Source organism: Aestuariivirga litoralis (genome assembly GCF_015714715.1).
Lineage (GTDB): Bacteria > Pseudomonadota > Alphaproteobacteria > Rhizobiales > Aestuariivirgaceae > Aestuariivirga > Aestuariivirga litoralis_A.
Map to the genome: position 1 here is coordinate 21,227 of NZ_WAHS01000002.1, position 13,939 is coordinate 35,165.

At 61.6% G+C, this 13,939-nt stretch carries 22 protein-coding genes; 13 read left to right on the plus strand and 9 right to left on the minus strand.

Annotated features, from left to right (window positions below):
• Positions 1-171 precede the first annotated feature (171 nt).
• The 8 genes from F8B91_RS11700 to F8B91_RS11735 form a co-directional block, all read right to left on the minus strand.
• Complete coding sequence (locus F8B91_RS11700; RefSeq protein ID WP_196504014.1) at positions 172-1,977, minus strand: phage/plasmid primase, P4 family; 1,806 nt, start codon at positions 1,975-1,977, stop codon at positions 172-174.
• Positions 1,974-3,182 carry a DUF7146 domain-containing protein gene (locus F8B91_RS11705; protein WP_196504015.1) on the minus strand — a complete coding sequence of 403 codons (1,209 nt, stop codon included), beginning with the start codon at positions 3,180-3,182 and terminating at the stop codon, positions 1,974-1,976. Before F8B91_RS11705 ends, F8B91_RS11700 begins: the two co-directional genes overlap by 4 nt.
• Positions 3,182-3,382 (minus strand): hypothetical protein, encoded by a 201-nt coding sequence (locus tag F8B91_RS11710; protein ID WP_196504016.1) that lies wholly within the window; start codon positions 3,380-3,382, stop codon positions 3,182-3,184. The genes F8B91_RS11705 and F8B91_RS11710 overlap by 1 nt, the downstream gene beginning before the upstream one ends.
• Positions 3,379-3,771 carry a hypothetical protein gene (locus F8B91_RS11715; RefSeq protein WP_196504017.1) on the minus strand — a complete coding sequence of 131 codons (393 nt, stop codon included), beginning with the start codon at positions 3,769-3,771 and terminating at the stop codon, positions 3,379-3,381. Before F8B91_RS11715 ends, F8B91_RS11710 begins: the two co-directional genes overlap by 4 nt.
• Positions 3,768-4,385: a hypothetical protein gene (locus F8B91_RS11720; protein ID WP_196504018.1), complete on the minus strand. Its 618-nt coding sequence runs from the start codon at positions 4,383-4,385 to the stop codon at positions 3,768-3,770. The genes F8B91_RS11715 and F8B91_RS11720 overlap by 4 nt, the downstream gene beginning before the upstream one ends.
• The gene (locus tag F8B91_RS11725; protein WP_196504019.1) at positions 4,382-5,299 is read right to left on the minus strand and encodes a ParB/RepB/Spo0J family partition protein; all 918 of its coding nucleotides are present in this window, start codon (positions 5,297-5,299) and stop codon (positions 4,382-4,384) included. Before F8B91_RS11725 ends, F8B91_RS11720 begins: the two co-directional genes overlap by 4 nt.
• The gene (locus F8B91_RS11730; protein WP_196504020.1) at positions 5,296-5,895 is read right to left on the minus strand and encodes a GcrA family cell cycle regulator; all 600 of its coding nucleotides are present in this window, start codon (positions 5,893-5,895) and stop codon (positions 5,296-5,298) included. The genes F8B91_RS11725 and F8B91_RS11730 overlap by 4 nt, the downstream gene beginning before the upstream one ends.
• A 220-nt stretch (positions 5,896-6,115) precedes the next feature.
• On the minus strand, positions 6,116-6,619 hold the full coding sequence (locus F8B91_RS11735; protein ID WP_196504021.1) for a phage regulatory CII family protein: 504 nt from the start codon (positions 6,617-6,619) through the stop codon (positions 6,116-6,118).
• A gap of 81 nt (positions 6,620-6,700) precedes the next feature.
• On the opposite strand from F8B91_RS11735, the gene F8B91_RS11740 reads away from it, so the two are divergent.
• Positions 6,701-6,895 (plus strand): hypothetical protein, encoded by a 195-nt coding sequence (locus tag F8B91_RS11740; protein WP_196504022.1) that lies wholly within the window; start codon positions 6,701-6,703, stop codon positions 6,893-6,895.
• On the opposite strand, the gene F8B91_RS11745 is transcribed toward F8B91_RS11740, so the two are convergent.
• On the minus strand, positions 6,896-7,153 hold the full coding sequence (locus F8B91_RS11745) for a hypothetical protein (protein ID WP_210324388.1): 258 nt from the start codon (positions 7,151-7,153) through the stop codon (positions 6,896-6,898).
• On the opposite strand from F8B91_RS11745, the gene F8B91_RS11750 reads away from it, so the two are divergent.
• The 12 genes from F8B91_RS11750 (at position 7,135) to F8B91_RS11805 (ending at position 13,872) form a co-directional block, all read left to right on the plus strand.
• Positions 7,135-7,884 carry a helix-turn-helix domain-containing protein gene (locus F8B91_RS11750; protein ID WP_196504024.1) on the plus strand — a complete coding sequence of 250 codons (750 nt, stop codon included), beginning with the start codon at positions 7,135-7,137 and terminating at the stop codon, positions 7,882-7,884. The two genes, F8B91_RS11745 and F8B91_RS11750, sit on opposite strands and share 19 nt — an antisense overlap.
• Before the next feature lie 5 nt (positions 7,885-7,889).
• Entirely contained in the window at positions 7,890-8,423 is a 534-nt protein-coding gene (locus F8B91_RS11755; protein WP_196504025.1) for a hypothetical protein, read from the plus strand.
• Between the two features lie 73 nt (positions 8,424-8,496).
• Positions 8,497-8,829, plus strand: a complete 333-nt coding sequence (locus F8B91_RS11760; RefSeq protein WP_196504026.1) for a hypothetical protein — start codon at positions 8,497-8,499, stop codon at positions 8,827-8,829.
• Positions 8,826-9,071, plus strand: a complete 246-nt coding sequence (locus F8B91_RS11765) for a hypothetical protein (protein ID WP_196504027.1) — start codon at positions 8,826-8,828, stop codon at positions 9,069-9,071. The genes F8B91_RS11760 and F8B91_RS11765 overlap by 4 nt, the downstream gene beginning before the upstream one ends.
• Positions 9,068-9,259 (plus strand): hypothetical protein, encoded by a 192-nt coding sequence (locus F8B91_RS11770; protein ID WP_196504028.1) that lies wholly within the window; start codon positions 9,068-9,070, stop codon positions 9,257-9,259. The genes F8B91_RS11765 and F8B91_RS11770 overlap by 4 nt, the downstream gene beginning before the upstream one ends.
• Positions 9,256-9,834: a hypothetical protein gene (locus F8B91_RS11775; RefSeq protein WP_196504029.1), complete on the plus strand. Its 579-nt coding sequence runs from the start codon at positions 9,256-9,258 to the stop codon at positions 9,832-9,834. The genes F8B91_RS11770 and F8B91_RS11775 overlap by 4 nt, the downstream gene beginning before the upstream one ends.
• Before the next feature lie 14 nt (positions 9,835-9,848).
• Positions 9,849-11,720, plus strand: a complete 1,872-nt coding sequence (locus F8B91_RS11780) for a ParB/RepB/Spo0J family partition protein (RefSeq protein ID WP_196504030.1) — start codon at positions 9,849-9,851, stop codon at positions 11,718-11,720.
• Positions 11,720-12,133: a hypothetical protein gene (locus tag F8B91_RS11785; RefSeq protein ID WP_196504031.1), complete on the plus strand. Its 414-nt coding sequence runs from the start codon at positions 11,720-11,722 to the stop codon at positions 12,131-12,133. The genes F8B91_RS11780 and F8B91_RS11785 overlap by 1 nt, the downstream gene beginning before the upstream one ends.
• Entirely contained in the window at positions 12,133-13,065 is a 933-nt protein-coding gene (locus F8B91_RS11790; protein ID WP_196504032.1) for a phage Gp37/Gp68 family protein, read from the plus strand. Before F8B91_RS11785 ends, F8B91_RS11790 begins: the two co-directional genes overlap by 1 nt.
• Complete coding sequence (locus tag F8B91_RS11795) at positions 13,062-13,274, plus strand: hypothetical protein (protein ID WP_196504033.1); 213 nt, start codon at positions 13,062-13,064, stop codon at positions 13,272-13,274. Before F8B91_RS11790 ends, F8B91_RS11795 begins: the two co-directional genes overlap by 4 nt.
• Positions 13,271-13,540: a hypothetical protein gene (locus tag F8B91_RS11800; protein WP_196504034.1), complete on the plus strand. Its 270-nt coding sequence runs from the start codon at positions 13,271-13,273 to the stop codon at positions 13,538-13,540. Before F8B91_RS11795 ends, F8B91_RS11800 begins: the two co-directional genes overlap by 4 nt.
• Entirely contained in the window at positions 13,540-13,872 is a 333-nt protein-coding gene (locus tag F8B91_RS11805; protein ID WP_196504035.1) for a hypothetical protein, read from the plus strand. The genes F8B91_RS11800 and F8B91_RS11805 overlap by 1 nt, the downstream gene beginning before the upstream one ends.
• Positions 13,873-13,939 lie beyond the last annotated feature (67 nt).

The following is a 13,939-nucleotide window of genomic DNA, read 5'->3' on the forward strand; positions in this document are numbered from 1 at the left end:
CGCCGGGCTACAGGCCGCAGCACGCTGGCCCATCACGCGCGCGTAGGTTGGCGGCTAGGCTCCCTACATTCCCCAGCCTCCCAAATCGGCGGCAAGCCCTTGATTTCCCCCGCGCCCCTTTTGGGAGGCAAGCGAGCGGCACAACCGCCTTGCCTCCCCAGCCTCCCAATTTCATCGGAAATCCTCCTCAGGGGTGCGGGGATGGCGGTGCGACGGGTCAAAGCCCTCGTTGAATTTCACGCCGACATAGACCGAGATCGAGGACTTCAGCTTGGTGAAGCCGAATTGCGAGGCCGCCTTGGGCATGCGCCGGTTGAAGGTCGTGCCGGCAAAGGGCGTGGTGCCCTGGCGCTGGCAGAAGGCGACATAGGACGCATAGAGCCTGCCGGCCTCGATCTCATCGGCCGTGTCCTTGGTCACGTTCAGCGCCGCGCGCACGAAACCGCCCACGACATCGCTTTCCTCGCGGTACTCCTTGGTGGCCGCCTTCACCTCGTCGGGCGCATGCAGGCCGCCCATTTCGAGATAGTGGCAGCAGCCTTCGATCAGCCAGTTCAGGATGCCGGAGCGTTCCGCCCACAGCTTCTCGGCCAGTTCCTTGTCGGCCTTGTCCTCGTCGATCTGCACATCAAATGGCACCAGCAGCACCCGCCGCCAGATGCCATCGTCATTGCCCTTGATCGTGGGCTTGCGGTTGGCCGAGATCACCAGCTTGAAGGTCGGATAGATATCGATGAAGTCCTGGTTGAGACGGCGCACGGCCAATGGTTCACCCGAGGTCAGCCCCTTGATCAGGCTTTCATCGAAGCTCATGCCTTCGCGCGGCTCGGCTGAGCGCACCAGGCGCGCACCCGGCAGACGCGCCAGATCCGGCGTGGCTTCACTTCCTTTGCCGGCCTTGTTGTCATTGACCAGCGTGGCAATCGGCACGGTGGTCGAATAGTCGCTGAGAATCTTGGCCACCACATCGACGAGTGTGGATTTGCCGTTGCGGCCCTCGCCGTGAAACAGCACGAAGACCTGTTCGCGCGTCAGGGCCGTGAGGCAGTAGCCGAAATAGCGCTGCACGAAATTTCGGATCTCGTCCTTCGGCAGGATGGTGGCGAGGAAGGTATTGAATTGCGGACACCATGCATCGGCATCGAAGTCCACCTCGGCCAGCTTGGTCATGTAGTTTTCGCGCCGGTGCTCGGTACATTTCACTTCATATCGCGTGCCCTTGTCCGCTTTCACAAAATGCAACGTGCCATTGGCCACGTTGAGCGCCAGCGCATTCTGGTCGAGCTCGGCGATCGGCTTTGAAAGATAGGACGTGGCCTCGCCCAGCATGCCGGCCAGCTTGCCGGCATTACCGGCCGAAATGGAAAACCCCCGACGCTTAGCACGGCGCGACGAAAGTGCCGCCTTGGCCTTGCGGCCTTCGCTGATCTGGTCCTTCAGGTCTTCGATTTCGGATTTGATTTCCCGACGCCGGCTTTCCTTGGCGGTGGCCTTGGTTTCTGCATCATCATCCAGGGCCATCAGGCGCAGTTCAGCCTCGCGCAACGCCGCCACCGCGGCTTCGGCCAATTCAACCTTCACCTTCTCGTCGGGGAAAAATTCCATCACCAGAGATTCAAAACCGATGAGCTCCGACGTGCGATGCTGGAATGGCTTGATGCGCCTGAGATCGATATCCTCGGCCCAGCGTTTTTCATCCCAGGCGAAATAGGCCACGTTCTGCACGTGCAGCACATCACGGCCGTGGCGCTTGATGAAGCGGCGTGCATTGCCGATATCATTCTGCGGTTCAACCGCGCATGCGCGCAGGACGTCCCAGTCAATGTCATCATCCGTTCCGACTTCGCCCGGATCCTCGGCTTCGAGATCTGGCTCGGGCGGGGGAGGCACGGCTTTGCCATCGCTCAGCACTTCGGCATCGGCGATGGCGGCCTTGATCTCCTGTTCCGGCGATGGCTTCTCGTTCTCGTCGCTCACGCGGCACCTGCAATAGTTTCATGCGGTGTGCGCAGCACAGAATTGAAATCTTCGCCCTTCGGCGCCCAGGCCACTTTGACAACGCGGCCCGCGCGGGCCCACCGGGTGGCGGCGCGCTGCATGGTGTTGTGGGTTTCGAAGGGATCGCTGTCGCCGTCGCCCAGGATCACCACCGCATCGGCGGAAACGGGCGGCAGCAACAGACGCTCCTCACATGCCGGAATAATGCCGGGCACCTTCACGCGCGACACCCGGCCGTTTTTATCCACGCGCGTGCGGGTGGGGTGCACCAGCCGGTCCTCAGCCCGCCCGCCGATATTGCCGAGATTGATAGAGGACCAGAAGGCCGTGGCACCCAGGTCTTCGCCCCGCAGCGCCTGGCGCACCGAATAAACCGTCTCGATGCCTTCGCCGATATAAATTTCGCGCGGGGCTTCGGGCCCGCCCAGATGGATATGCCCGCCCTTCGGGCTGCCCCGCACTTTCTTGGCATCAAGGATCTCGCCGGTCTGCGGCTGCACGATCTGCGCCTTGCCCGAGGGCGAAGTGAAGCTGCCGTCGATATAGGTGATATGGCACCCGGCAAAGCGCCCATCCGGCCCTTGGATGGCGCCGACCATCGCCGGCCCCTCATGAATCACCCGCCATTCGCCAGACAGGCAGTGCCAGTATGGCAGCTTCTCATACGAGCGGATCTTGGCGCCGATCGCCGGTTGCACGCCGCGGAAGCGCAGATAGGATTCGGCGATCGATCCCGGCAGCGCCGCCCCACCCTTCCAGATGGCATGCGCACGCGCGATTTCACGGGTGCGGAATTCATTGTCTTCCCGCGCGCGGGTTTCCGCTTCGCGGGCGCGCAGCTGCTCACGTTGCGCCAGCAGTTCTGAATCCACCTTGCGGCCACTCTCGCCTCTCGGGGGCTTCGTGCCGTTGATGGTTTCGCAGGCCCCGAGGAAATCAGCCCCGGTCAGATATTCCACCATGGCGATCACGTCGCCGCCCTTGGCCGAACGGCGGCAGAAGAACAGCCCCTTTTTGCGATCGACCGAAAACCGGTCTGTACCGCCACAGGCTGGGCATGGGCCCACGGCGCGCTGCCCGCGCAGCTTCGCGCTGTGGCCTGGGGAAATGTGGCACAGCGCGGCCCAGATATCGGCCCGCCGCGCCTCATTCACCCAATCTTCCATGGCAGGATCTTGGCGCATCACAACAGTTTCCCCTGCGGCGGGGTGTAGGCTGGCATGGGCGCTGCCGGCACGGGCTTGGGGTCGAGCAGCGCGCGATGTTCGCGGCAGGCAAACACCATCCGGTCCCGCAGCAGCTGGCCGAAGCCGAAGAGGGCCATGCCCTTGCAGCCCTCGACCAGGCAATGCTTGTTCAGCAGCAGCGGATGAATCTCGCTCATCCTTCGATATCCAGTTTGACCTTGGCGTTTCTTGTAATCATCTCCACAGCGCCACGCGTGAAACCCTTGATCAGCAGTTCCAGCAACGCTGCCAAAGCCGCCGAATCCGACAAAACATTTTCATGAAGTGGAGAGAGAGAGGAACTCGCACTGGCAAGACCACAGGCCACGGCGTCCTGATAGATCAGTGTTTCGAAGGCAACCTTGTCGGAATGTGCATTCGCGCCTTCCACGCTGGCCACGGTGTGCAGCTTCACCAGATGCAGTGCAGATTTGAGTTCGGGCTGGGACGCTGGCTTTGCGCACTGCGCTTCGATGTCTGCGATCAACTGTTCGAAACCTTCGGCCCGATTCTCGCCCAGATATTTATTGAGATTAATTCCCGTCACAGCACACCCCATGCGTCATGCTGGCGGATGCGGCGGCGGATCATTGTGTCCTCCACCCACAGGTGCCAGGTATGGTGGCCCATCGGGCTGTGCTTCTTCTGCGCCAGGTTGATCCAGCGCACGCGCGTGCCCAGCGTCTGGCGCGAGGCATAGAGCGGATGATCGCTCAGCAGCTCGGCGCGGCTTTTGCGACTGTCGAATTCAAACGGCAGCAGCAGGCAGAGAAACCCGCCGCGCGCCAGGATCAGATCCAGCCCATGCCGGATGAAGGCCAGCGCCAGCTCGGACTGTTGGCCATAGGGCGGGTTGGTGAACAGGCCCAAGGGATGCCGCCCGGAAGGCCCGGATGATTTTAGAAAGTCGAGTTGCGCCACCGGCGAAACCTGCACCTTGGCGGGATGAAGATCCGTGGCCAGCGCGCGCGGATCAGCCTGGCGCAGCACCTTGGCGATGTGCCCTGCCCCGGCAGCGGGCTCGCAAAGCTCGATGCTGCGCAGGCTCAGCAGGCCATTGCGGGCGCAGAAACCCAGCATCGGCGCTGAAGCCGAAGGCGGCGTGTAATAGGCCTCGTTGCGCATGCGCGGATAGGCGCTGGCCTTGGTGTGCAGGCTCATGCATCCGCCTTGAGTTCTTCGATGGCGCGGTTCACCACGTCGTATTTCAGGCGCAGCGTCGTGGCGATCATCGGCGGCGAGAGGCGGCGCTCCAGCTTGTCGGCCACCTTGGCCTTGATCGCAGCCCAGTCATCAGGGTTGCTCAAGCCGTCGCCCAGTTTCATTTCGAGCTTCAGCCCCAGCGTGGCCATGTCATAACCCATGAGATCGATGCGCCCGATTTCCTGCAGCGTGGCCGCAAGGCCGGTGCGCCATCCGGGATGGCTGATGAGAAGATGCGCCATGGCCTTGATGCGCGTGGCGTTGATCACGCCGGGCGATGTGCCATCCTTGGCGGCGGCCAGGCATTGCAGGGCATGGGTGACAAGCCCCCCCCCATGCTGATCGCGCAGCTGGCGCAGCAGCATGATCGCATTGGTGCTACACGGCTTCTGCCGCAGCAGCGGCACGGGATAGCGCAACACGTGGCAACCGGCATCATGCGCCGCCTTGTCAATGCCATGAGCCCATTCATCCCCGGCCTTCAGCGCGGCCTTGAACAGCTGGAAGGTGGTCATCGCGGTCACATTGCCGTTGACGGCGGTGAAAATGGCAGCGGCCTGTTCGGGCGTGGCCTTGATGATGCAGCACGGCACCTTTTCATAGCCAAGTGTGAGCGCCGCCGTGCAGCGGTGCTGGCCATCGATGATGGCAAAGCGCCCGCCGCTCACCGGGGCCACCAGAACCGGCGAGAATTTCGACCAGGAGAAATCCGCCGCGATGCGTTTCACATTCAGGCGCGAATGCTTGGTGATCTCGCGCTGATAGTCGGTGTCGATCGCCAGCTTGGCCAGCGGCAGCCAGTCCAGCTTCGGCGGCGGGCCAGGATCAAGCTCGTGCGGCTCCAGTTCGATCGGGACAAGATCCTGCATCATGTGAACCGCGCGGGCGTGGGAACATGCACCTGGGCGAGCGCCTGACGGATGGTCCGGGGTTGATCTGGATCGCAGCGCCGGCGGTGCGCCGCGCAATAGGAGGAACCGTCGTCCTTCTGCAGCCCGCAATACATGACCGGCCTTTCGGGCATGTCGATCGGGAATCGGCAATGATGGTTCTTCGGGTCACTGATGGCCACGCGCCCGCGCTGGCCTTCAAAGCCATCGGCAAAGAGTTCTGAAAAATGACTCACAGGCGCCAAGGCGGGAATGGGAGGCTTTGCCATGCGCGGCCGCGCTGCCCGAAAACTGCCGGCGGGCACGGCGCGATCAGGTTTTTTGGGAGATGAAAGGCCAGGACCACCCAATGAAATCGGTGTGGCAGATTTTTTCGGGCGCGAAGCTTCGCCGGCCGGCCGCACACTATGCGGCGGATGCACGGCCCGGTCCTGCAGGTTCAGCCGGTGCACCTTGCCGATCACCGCGTTGCGGGTGAGGCCCTGCCCCAGAATACCAGCGATCTCGCTGCAGCTTTTGCCTTCGGCCCACAGAGTCTTCAGCTGGGCCACGCGGTCATCGGTCCATCCGAGAGGCATGGCTGTGTCTTGGTCTTGAAGCATGGGGCGCCCGCATTTTTAAAAATCGAAAAATGAAAAGCCCCGCCGGCGCAGTGTGGTGTCCGGCGGGGTGTCAGAGTTTAGGGAGGAAACGCCCCAAGAAGGGCTACGCGAGAACCGTCGCGGTCACGGATGACGGCGGCGCAACGCAATGCAGGGCACGCGGCCGGAATTTCAAATGTTGAGTGTGGTGTGAATCTCATTGCGCCACCCGCAGCTTTCCGCTGCCGGATGCGGCGGCCTTGGCGGTGGCGATGAGATCATGCAGTTCCTTCAGCGCGCGCTCACCCGCTTCGGCCAGCTGCGCGGCATGGCCGGCATCGAGCTTGCCTTCGGCAAAGGACAGCGCAAAATTCTGTTCCACAGCACCCACCGCACTCACCATTTCGGCAAATTCGGTCAGCACGGCTTTCTGCGTGGTGGCGGTGGCGCGGGGCGTGAGGTCATAGCCCGCCATGGCGGCCAGATGGCGCGTGACGATCGGATCGCCGCATTCGGCTTCAAGGTCCGCCACCTGATCCACTTTCATGAAGCGCTCGATAAATTGAGGTGAGATTGCTTCCGACAGACGGTTCTGGTTGGTGCGGGTCATTGAGGCGCAATGCACAGCCCCACCCGCTGCGCGCACCAGTTCACGGCATGCGCCTTTGATTTCGAAATAGGTTTCAGCACCGAATTGACGCGGTGTGATTTTCTTTTTCATGAGGGATGGCCTTCTGAAGGTGAACCCGTGACGCGCGCGGCCGCACCGGCTTTGATCGGGTGATGAAAGAGGGATTTGATCATGGCGAAGCCTGAAGACATGGCGGCTGTGCCCCTGGCCGGCCTGCGCAGCCACCGGCTGATCGGCCAGCAAAATGTGCGGCTGATCCTGGAGCCCGTGACCGGCCCGGCACTGGCGTTTGACCTGCAGACAAAACAACTGGCGACCTTCGCGCAGCGCTTTCTGGCCGTGGTGAAAAGGGAGAAAGGCGCGTGATCATGCCGCCGCCTCGCCAGCTGTGTCGGGCTTTGCTTCGGCCTTGGCTTTGACGGCGCGCAGGCAGGAAGCCATGAAACCCTCCGCGGTCAGCGCACCCCCGGTTGCCTTTTCGACCTTTTGTGCAAGATCGACGCTCAGGTTCTGGCGATCACCGTTGAGCGCACGTGTGATCGTTGAAGCGGCAACTTCGCACTTGCTGGCCAAACCAGAAGGAGTGTCGCCGGAACTGGCAAAATATGACTGAGCTGCATCCATTACGGCCCGATGTTTGCCAAATAGGCAAATTCAAGTCAATGCATTTTTGCCAAATGGACTCTGGAAAACTTCGCCAAATAGGCAAAGTTATTGATATGTCCGCTGAAAACAACATTCGAGAGATTCGCGACAGCCGTAAGCTGACGCTTGAAGTTTTGGCCGAACGCACTGGTCTGTCGGTGGGCTATCTGTCCCGGCTGGAAAAAGGCGCGCGCAATCTTTCTCTCAAAAACATGCAACTCATCGCCGATTCGATGCAGGTGCAACCTCACGAACTTTTGCCATTGCAAACCAGTCACCATCGCATCCCCCTGGTAGGGGAAGTCCAAGCTGGGAAGTGGCGTGCTACAGATGAGCCTTGGGAAGATCCGGAGGTTTTCGACATTCCTTTGCCTGAGCCATATAAGGGACTGCGGCCATTCGCATTGCGTGTCCTTGGTCCGTCGATGAACTCGATCTATCCCGAAGGTTCAATCCTGATTTGCTGCCATGTTGAAGAGTTGCAGGAAGACCCTATCCCCGGCAAACGATACATCATTGAAGACTGTGACGAGGCCGACGGAATCGAAACCACTGTAAAGGAATTCGTGGTCGATGCAGAGGGGCGTCCATGGGCTTGGCCACGCTCCACACATCCTGAATTCCAAAGCCCAATGCCCTTGGATATAGGCCGTCCGGGCCACACTATACGCATAAAGGCGAGGGTGATCTTCTCGCTGAAAGGCGAGTAGATTCGATGCTGCCACCCACCAAGGCCGAACGAAAGTCGCGGAGAGGTGCGCTGGGATATTTGCAAATCGCGATTCGTGTCGGGATCGTGGGGGCCGGTGTGTTTTGGTTCACGCAATGGCAGGTGAAGCCGCATGGTCCTGCTTCAACGATGATCGCAAAAACCGAACCGGCGGGAGCAAGCGTGAGCACCAATGTCGTGGCCTCCAACACCCAAGTTCAGGCCTGCACGCCTGACCAGTTCCAAATATCAGGTGTCAAGTACACGATCTATGATGCGTGCGAAGCCAGCTCCTGCCCCATTCTGAAGATTGTTGGCCAAGTGATCAATCAATGCACGGAACCTTTCGGCGTGCAGATGCGCGTCACAGCCTACGACAAGGCCGGGGGGATCGTGGATACCTCCGAGGCGTGGCCATTCAGCGTGCGTAATATTCCGCCAAGCCGCAGCACGCCATTTAATCTCGACACGATATTTCCCTACCAGAAGTCGATGGCAAAATTCTCCATGGAAGCCGTTCAAGTGGAACAGTGGCGCTGACTTAATTTGCCTATATGGCAAATCTGACTTGACTTAGATTTGCCCATTTGGCAAACAAGCCCCCATCAACCCGATGGAGGCCACCCTGTCCCTCACTTCCGAACGTTTCCGCAACGCTGGCTTTCGCCCTGCGCCGCGCACATCCACCTTGCCGCTGTTCCAGCCGGCAGACATCCCCGCCATCCGTGCGGCCGTGGGCGGCTACCGCTGCGGCGATGAGGTCTGGTTTCACCCGCCGGGCCGCCCCGGCGTGCGGATCAAGGCCCGCGTGCTGGCCGCCCTGCCCACGCTGAAGACGATCAACCTGCGCGTCGAGGGGCAGGACGCCGTCGTCACCCTCAACCCGCTGGACCATGCGCACATGATCTCGCGGCGCGGCGCAAGCCAGAACCCGGTGCCGGCATGAACGGGCTTTATCAGCAGCTGGGCGACCAGGACTGGCGCGGCCTGCCCTTCATCGTCGTCTATCACGAAGGCGCCGAAGTGCTGCACCAGCGCTTCCTGTTCCTCGCCTGCGCCTCAATCTTTGCGCGGCGCTGCCAGAATGCCGGCCGCATGGTGCTGCATTGCGGGCGGGCCATGGTGGCCCATCGCGCCATGTCGGATGCGGAGAAGCGCGCCATCGCGGCCGCGAAGGTGGCGGCATGATGGATTTTCATTTTCACATCGGCCTCTGGACGCTGCCGCTCGCCATCACGCTGATCGCACTGGCTGTGGCTTTCTGGAAAATTCCCGTCCGCGATGGGGCGGGCGCCGCGATCATCGCCTATCTCAACCTGCTTCTGGCACTCGTCGTCAGCCTGATCGCGTGGCTCATCTGGGCGCTGCTGGCATGACCTTCAGCCTCACGTCATCGGGCCGCACCCTATCGCTGGTCAACCCGCAGCCGGGTGCCATCCTGTTGGAAGACATCGCGCATCATCTGGCGCGCACCAACCGTTTCAACGGTGCCACGGGCGTGCCCTATTCGGTGGCGCAGCACTCGCTCGTCGTGATGCGCCTGTGCGAAGAGGCCAGCCAGGCCCCCGCCACCTGCCTGTGGGGCCTGATGCATGACGCGCATGAATATGTGCTGGGCGACATCACCACGCCGGTGAAGCAGCTGTTCTTCCCCACCCGCGCGGTGGACGAGCTGACCGCCTTCGACCGCGCCGCCCATGACATCGACCGCGCCATCGCCCAGGCGCTGGGCTACCGCATGCCCGGCATCGTCAGCGAACAATGCGTGGCGCGGATGGACATGGTCGCCCGCTCCACCGAATGGCGCGACCTGATGCCAACCCCCGTGCCCGCCGGATGGGCTGCCCCCGCCGCCTTCGCCATCAAGCCGATGAACTGGAGCCTGGCCGAGCAGAAATTCCGCGAAGCCTTCACCCGCCTCATCACCCTCATCCCCCGCCACGACGTTTGAACAGGAGACTGCACATGAAAACGCTGAACGACAAAGCCTTCATCACCCGCGAAGCGCTGGTGACCAACCCGGAGATCAACCCGCGCCACAAGAAAAGCGGCGTCGAAGACCTCAAGGCCCGCATCGCCCGCAACGGCTTCATCAGCCAGATCTGGCTGCGCAAGGTGAAGAACAAGTATGAGATCATCGATGGCTCGCGCCGCGTGCAGGCCGTGGATGAGCTGTCCTCTGCCGGCGTGCCCTCGATCGACGAATTCCCCGCCCGCGTGTTCGAATGCACGGTGGCCGAAGCCCAGGAACTGGCCCTGGCCGCCAATGTCGCGCGCGAAGGCCTGCATCCCGCCGATGAAGCGGAAGCGTTCTACAAGCTCAAGCTGGCCGGCATCGACGTGCCGGAAATCGCTGTCATTTTCGCCAAGGAAGAAAAGCTGGTGAAGCAGCGCATCGCCATTGGCTCACTGCATCCGAAGATCCTCGAAGCCCTGCGTGCCGGCGACATCAATCTGGAAACGGCCCAGGCCTTCACGGTGACGCCTTCGCAGGAACGCCAGTTGAAGATTTTCAAAGGCGAGCAGCGCAACCTCAATGCCTGGAACATCAGGCGCGCGCTGACGGAAAAGGCCATCAGCGGCAATGACGGGCGCGTAAACTATATCACGCTGGCAGCCTATGAAGCGGCCGGCGGCAAGATCACCACGGATCTGTTTAGCAACGGCGCATGGCTCGACAGCGAAAAGCTGCTGCAGAAACTGGTCGATGAGAAGCTGGAAGCTGACGTGAAGGCCTACAAGGACGAGGGCTGGTCATTCGTCACCGTGATTGCGGCCGACAGCACAGATAACATCTGGAATTTTTCCAGCGAGCCCCCACGCGGAAAGCGGAAGCTCGGCAAGGATGAAGAAAAGCGCCTGGCCGCTGCCGAGAAAGAACTGAAGGCGATCGACAAGAAGATCGATGGCAACGACGAGTCCAACCACGACGATCTGGTCGAGAAGGCACAAGCGCTCGAAACTGAAATCGCCACGCTGCAGGCCAGCCCCTACACGGCCAACCAGAAGGCCGAGCTCGGCATAGTCATTTCCGTGAAGGGACAGGATTGCGAGACCAAGTTTGGCGTGCTTAAGCCGGGCAAGAAGAAGCCCGCCGTGGTGGCCTCGAAGAGCAGCAAAGGCGGCGCAGCAGCTGAGGCTGCTGAGATTGAGAACCTTGCCTATTCCGAAACCGTCAACCAGCTGCTGGCAATCGCTGCGCATCACGCCACCAAACTGGCCATGGTGCAGCACAAGCCCATCATGGCGGCACGATTGGCACTCGCGCATCGCACCCATGACGCGATGGAAGGCTGGGACAGCTCATTCCGTGAGGTGGGCGAGCGGACATCTGCCGGCGAGAAGTATGAGCAGCTGCGCACGGAATTCCTGGCCAAGCATTTTCAGCTTGACCCGAAAGGCAAAAAACACCCGATGCAGCCTGCCGGCATTCTGGTGGTGTTGGAAACGATGCAGCCCGAAGACATCGCCACATTGCAGGCCTTCCTCGCGGCCGATGACTTCGAGCTCGACAGCCTCTCCAATGTCGATGCGCATTCTGTCTTCAGTGCGATCGACCCGCCGATCGGCGGTGAGGGCTTTGGCATCGGCGCGGATTTCATCGGCCGGTTGAACCGTGCACAGATCGAAGCCATCGCCCATGAGATTGCGCCGCAAGGAAAATTTGTCAAAGGCAAGCGCGGCGAAATGGCGATGGCGCTTTTGCCGATGGTGGAGTCTTCGGGCTGGTTGCCCCAGCCCCTGCGCACGCCCAGCTATCAAGGCCCCGGCAGCGCCAGTTGGGCCGAGAAGATCGCCGAAGCCGCCATGCCGGAAAAAGAACTGGAGGCTGCGTGATGATGCGCGGGATCCTCAAGGGCCTGTGTATGGGGCTGCTGGCCACAGCCCTGCTCGCCCCTGTGGCGGAGGCCAAACACCGGCATCACGCCCGCCACACGGTGGCTGGCAATATCAGCGGCATCGGCGTGCGCTTTGTGCGCGGACGGCTGATCTGCGCGGTCAATGTTTCGCGCTGGCTGGCGGCGCATGGCTTCCGCAGCCCGCACAGTGCTTCATCAAAGGCCTTCCTTCGCTATGCCCGCGTGGCCCGCGCCCAGGTGCGCTATGGCGATGTGCGCTTCAATTTCCGCAAGGGCGGCGGCCACGTGATGGTGGCCCTGGGCGGCGGCAAATGCCTCAACCCGTCATCGCGTCATCAAGGCTGGGTGACCAAGCAGTGCCCGCCCGGCGGCATCTATGTGAGGACGTGATGGGCGACAAATCCGGCATTGAATGGACTGATGCGACGTGGAACCCGATCGTGGGTTGCTCGATCGTCTCCCCCGGCTGCACCAATTGTTATGCGATGAGGATGGCCTATAGGCTGGATGCCATCGCGCAAGATCATGGTAAGCCGGCTGCAGGTATCTATCACTATTTAGGCACCACACAGCAGTCGCGCGGCGGCCCGGTCTGGACTGGAAAACTGGCGATCGCCCCAGACAAGATATTCAATCAGCCTCTCCGCTGGAAGAAGCCCCGCCGCGTTTTCGTGAATTCGATGGGCGACCTGTTCCACGAATTCGTGCCCGACGAAGCGATCGACCGCGTGTTCGCCATCATGGCCCTGTGCCCGCAGCACACCTTCCAGGTGCTGACTAAGCGATCGAAGCGGATGCGGGAATATATGGCAGGCGATTGGTCTGTTCGCGTCTATGGCGCGCTCGATGGCAAGCCCGGCAGTGGTGCTGCCTGCGGCTGGTTGGCCGGTGGGAAGCCTCTCCGGAACGTCTGGCTGGGCGTGTCTGCTGAAGACCAAACCCGCGCCGACGAGCGCATCCCCGATCTGCTGGCCACGCCCGCCGCCAAGCGCTTCGTGAGTGCCGAGCCGCTGCTGGGGCCAATCAATTTTCAGAATATTTGCCCGGAAGACACACAATTCGGCAGTTTGACCGGCGAAGGCTGGTCCTGCGGAAACACGGAGGATTGCCGTATCTCGCACCCGAAATTGGATTGGATCATCTGCGGCGGGGAGAGCGGCCCCGGCTTCCGTCCGATGCCGATCGCCTGGGCCGAAAACATCATGCGCCAGTGCAAGGCTGCCGGTACGGCGTTCTTCTTCAAACAGGACAGCGGCGCGCGATCCGGCCAGCGCGGTATCGCCAGCGACGCCCTCTGGGCCAGCAAGGAGTTTCCGGCATGAGCATTGGCCAGATCACAGTAACGCTGACATTTCGGACCGACATCCAAACCGCGCCCGTAGGCAAGGTGTGCCTGGCTTGGGGTGCTGGCGGCTGGCGTTTCATGAAGAAGGACGACATGGGGCAATGGCGATCGATGCTGGGCCTGCCAAAGGCAGCCCCACGCTGGTGGGCCGAGGCCCCGGCAGAAGCTTTGAGGGCCGCGAAATGAATGCAAGCAGCAAATGTCCGCATACGGACACGCATTACAATCTCAACCTGGCCAGTTTTGGCGACACCAACATCCGGTATCTTGAGATCACCGGCCAATGCAAGATCTGCAAGTTGCCTCTTCGCTTTCGTGGGCTTCCGATGGGCATGGGGCCGGCCGCGGCGTCCATGGCACCGGATGGAAGCGAGGCCAGATTGCCTGTCATGTTCGGCGATGAAGAATATGATGGCAAGGCAATCAGCTTCGACATCCGCCAGGTGAAGTGATGGACCGCATCTCAGTCCCCAACCGCCGCACATCAGAGCTGCACAGCTTCATGCACAATGGCATCATGTTTCAGGGCCAGGTCTCGTGGATCGAGGGCGATCAGCCGGACCAATGGCGCCCGGTCGAAATGTTCCTGGAAGGAGGCAAGAACGGCACGGCCATCCAGGCCGTCGCGCGTGACACGGCCGTGGCTGCTTCGCTGGCGCTGCAATTCGGCACACCGATCGACACCCTGCGCCACGCCCTCACCCGCAATGATGACGGCACGCCGGCAGGACCCCTGGGTGCGCTGCTCGATCTGATCAGCGGCGGCGCCCCGTCAAGAGGATGAGATGAACACGCTCAACCCTTTGCCACAGGATGCGCCCATGCCACTGCAGGCGGCGGCACAGCAGTTT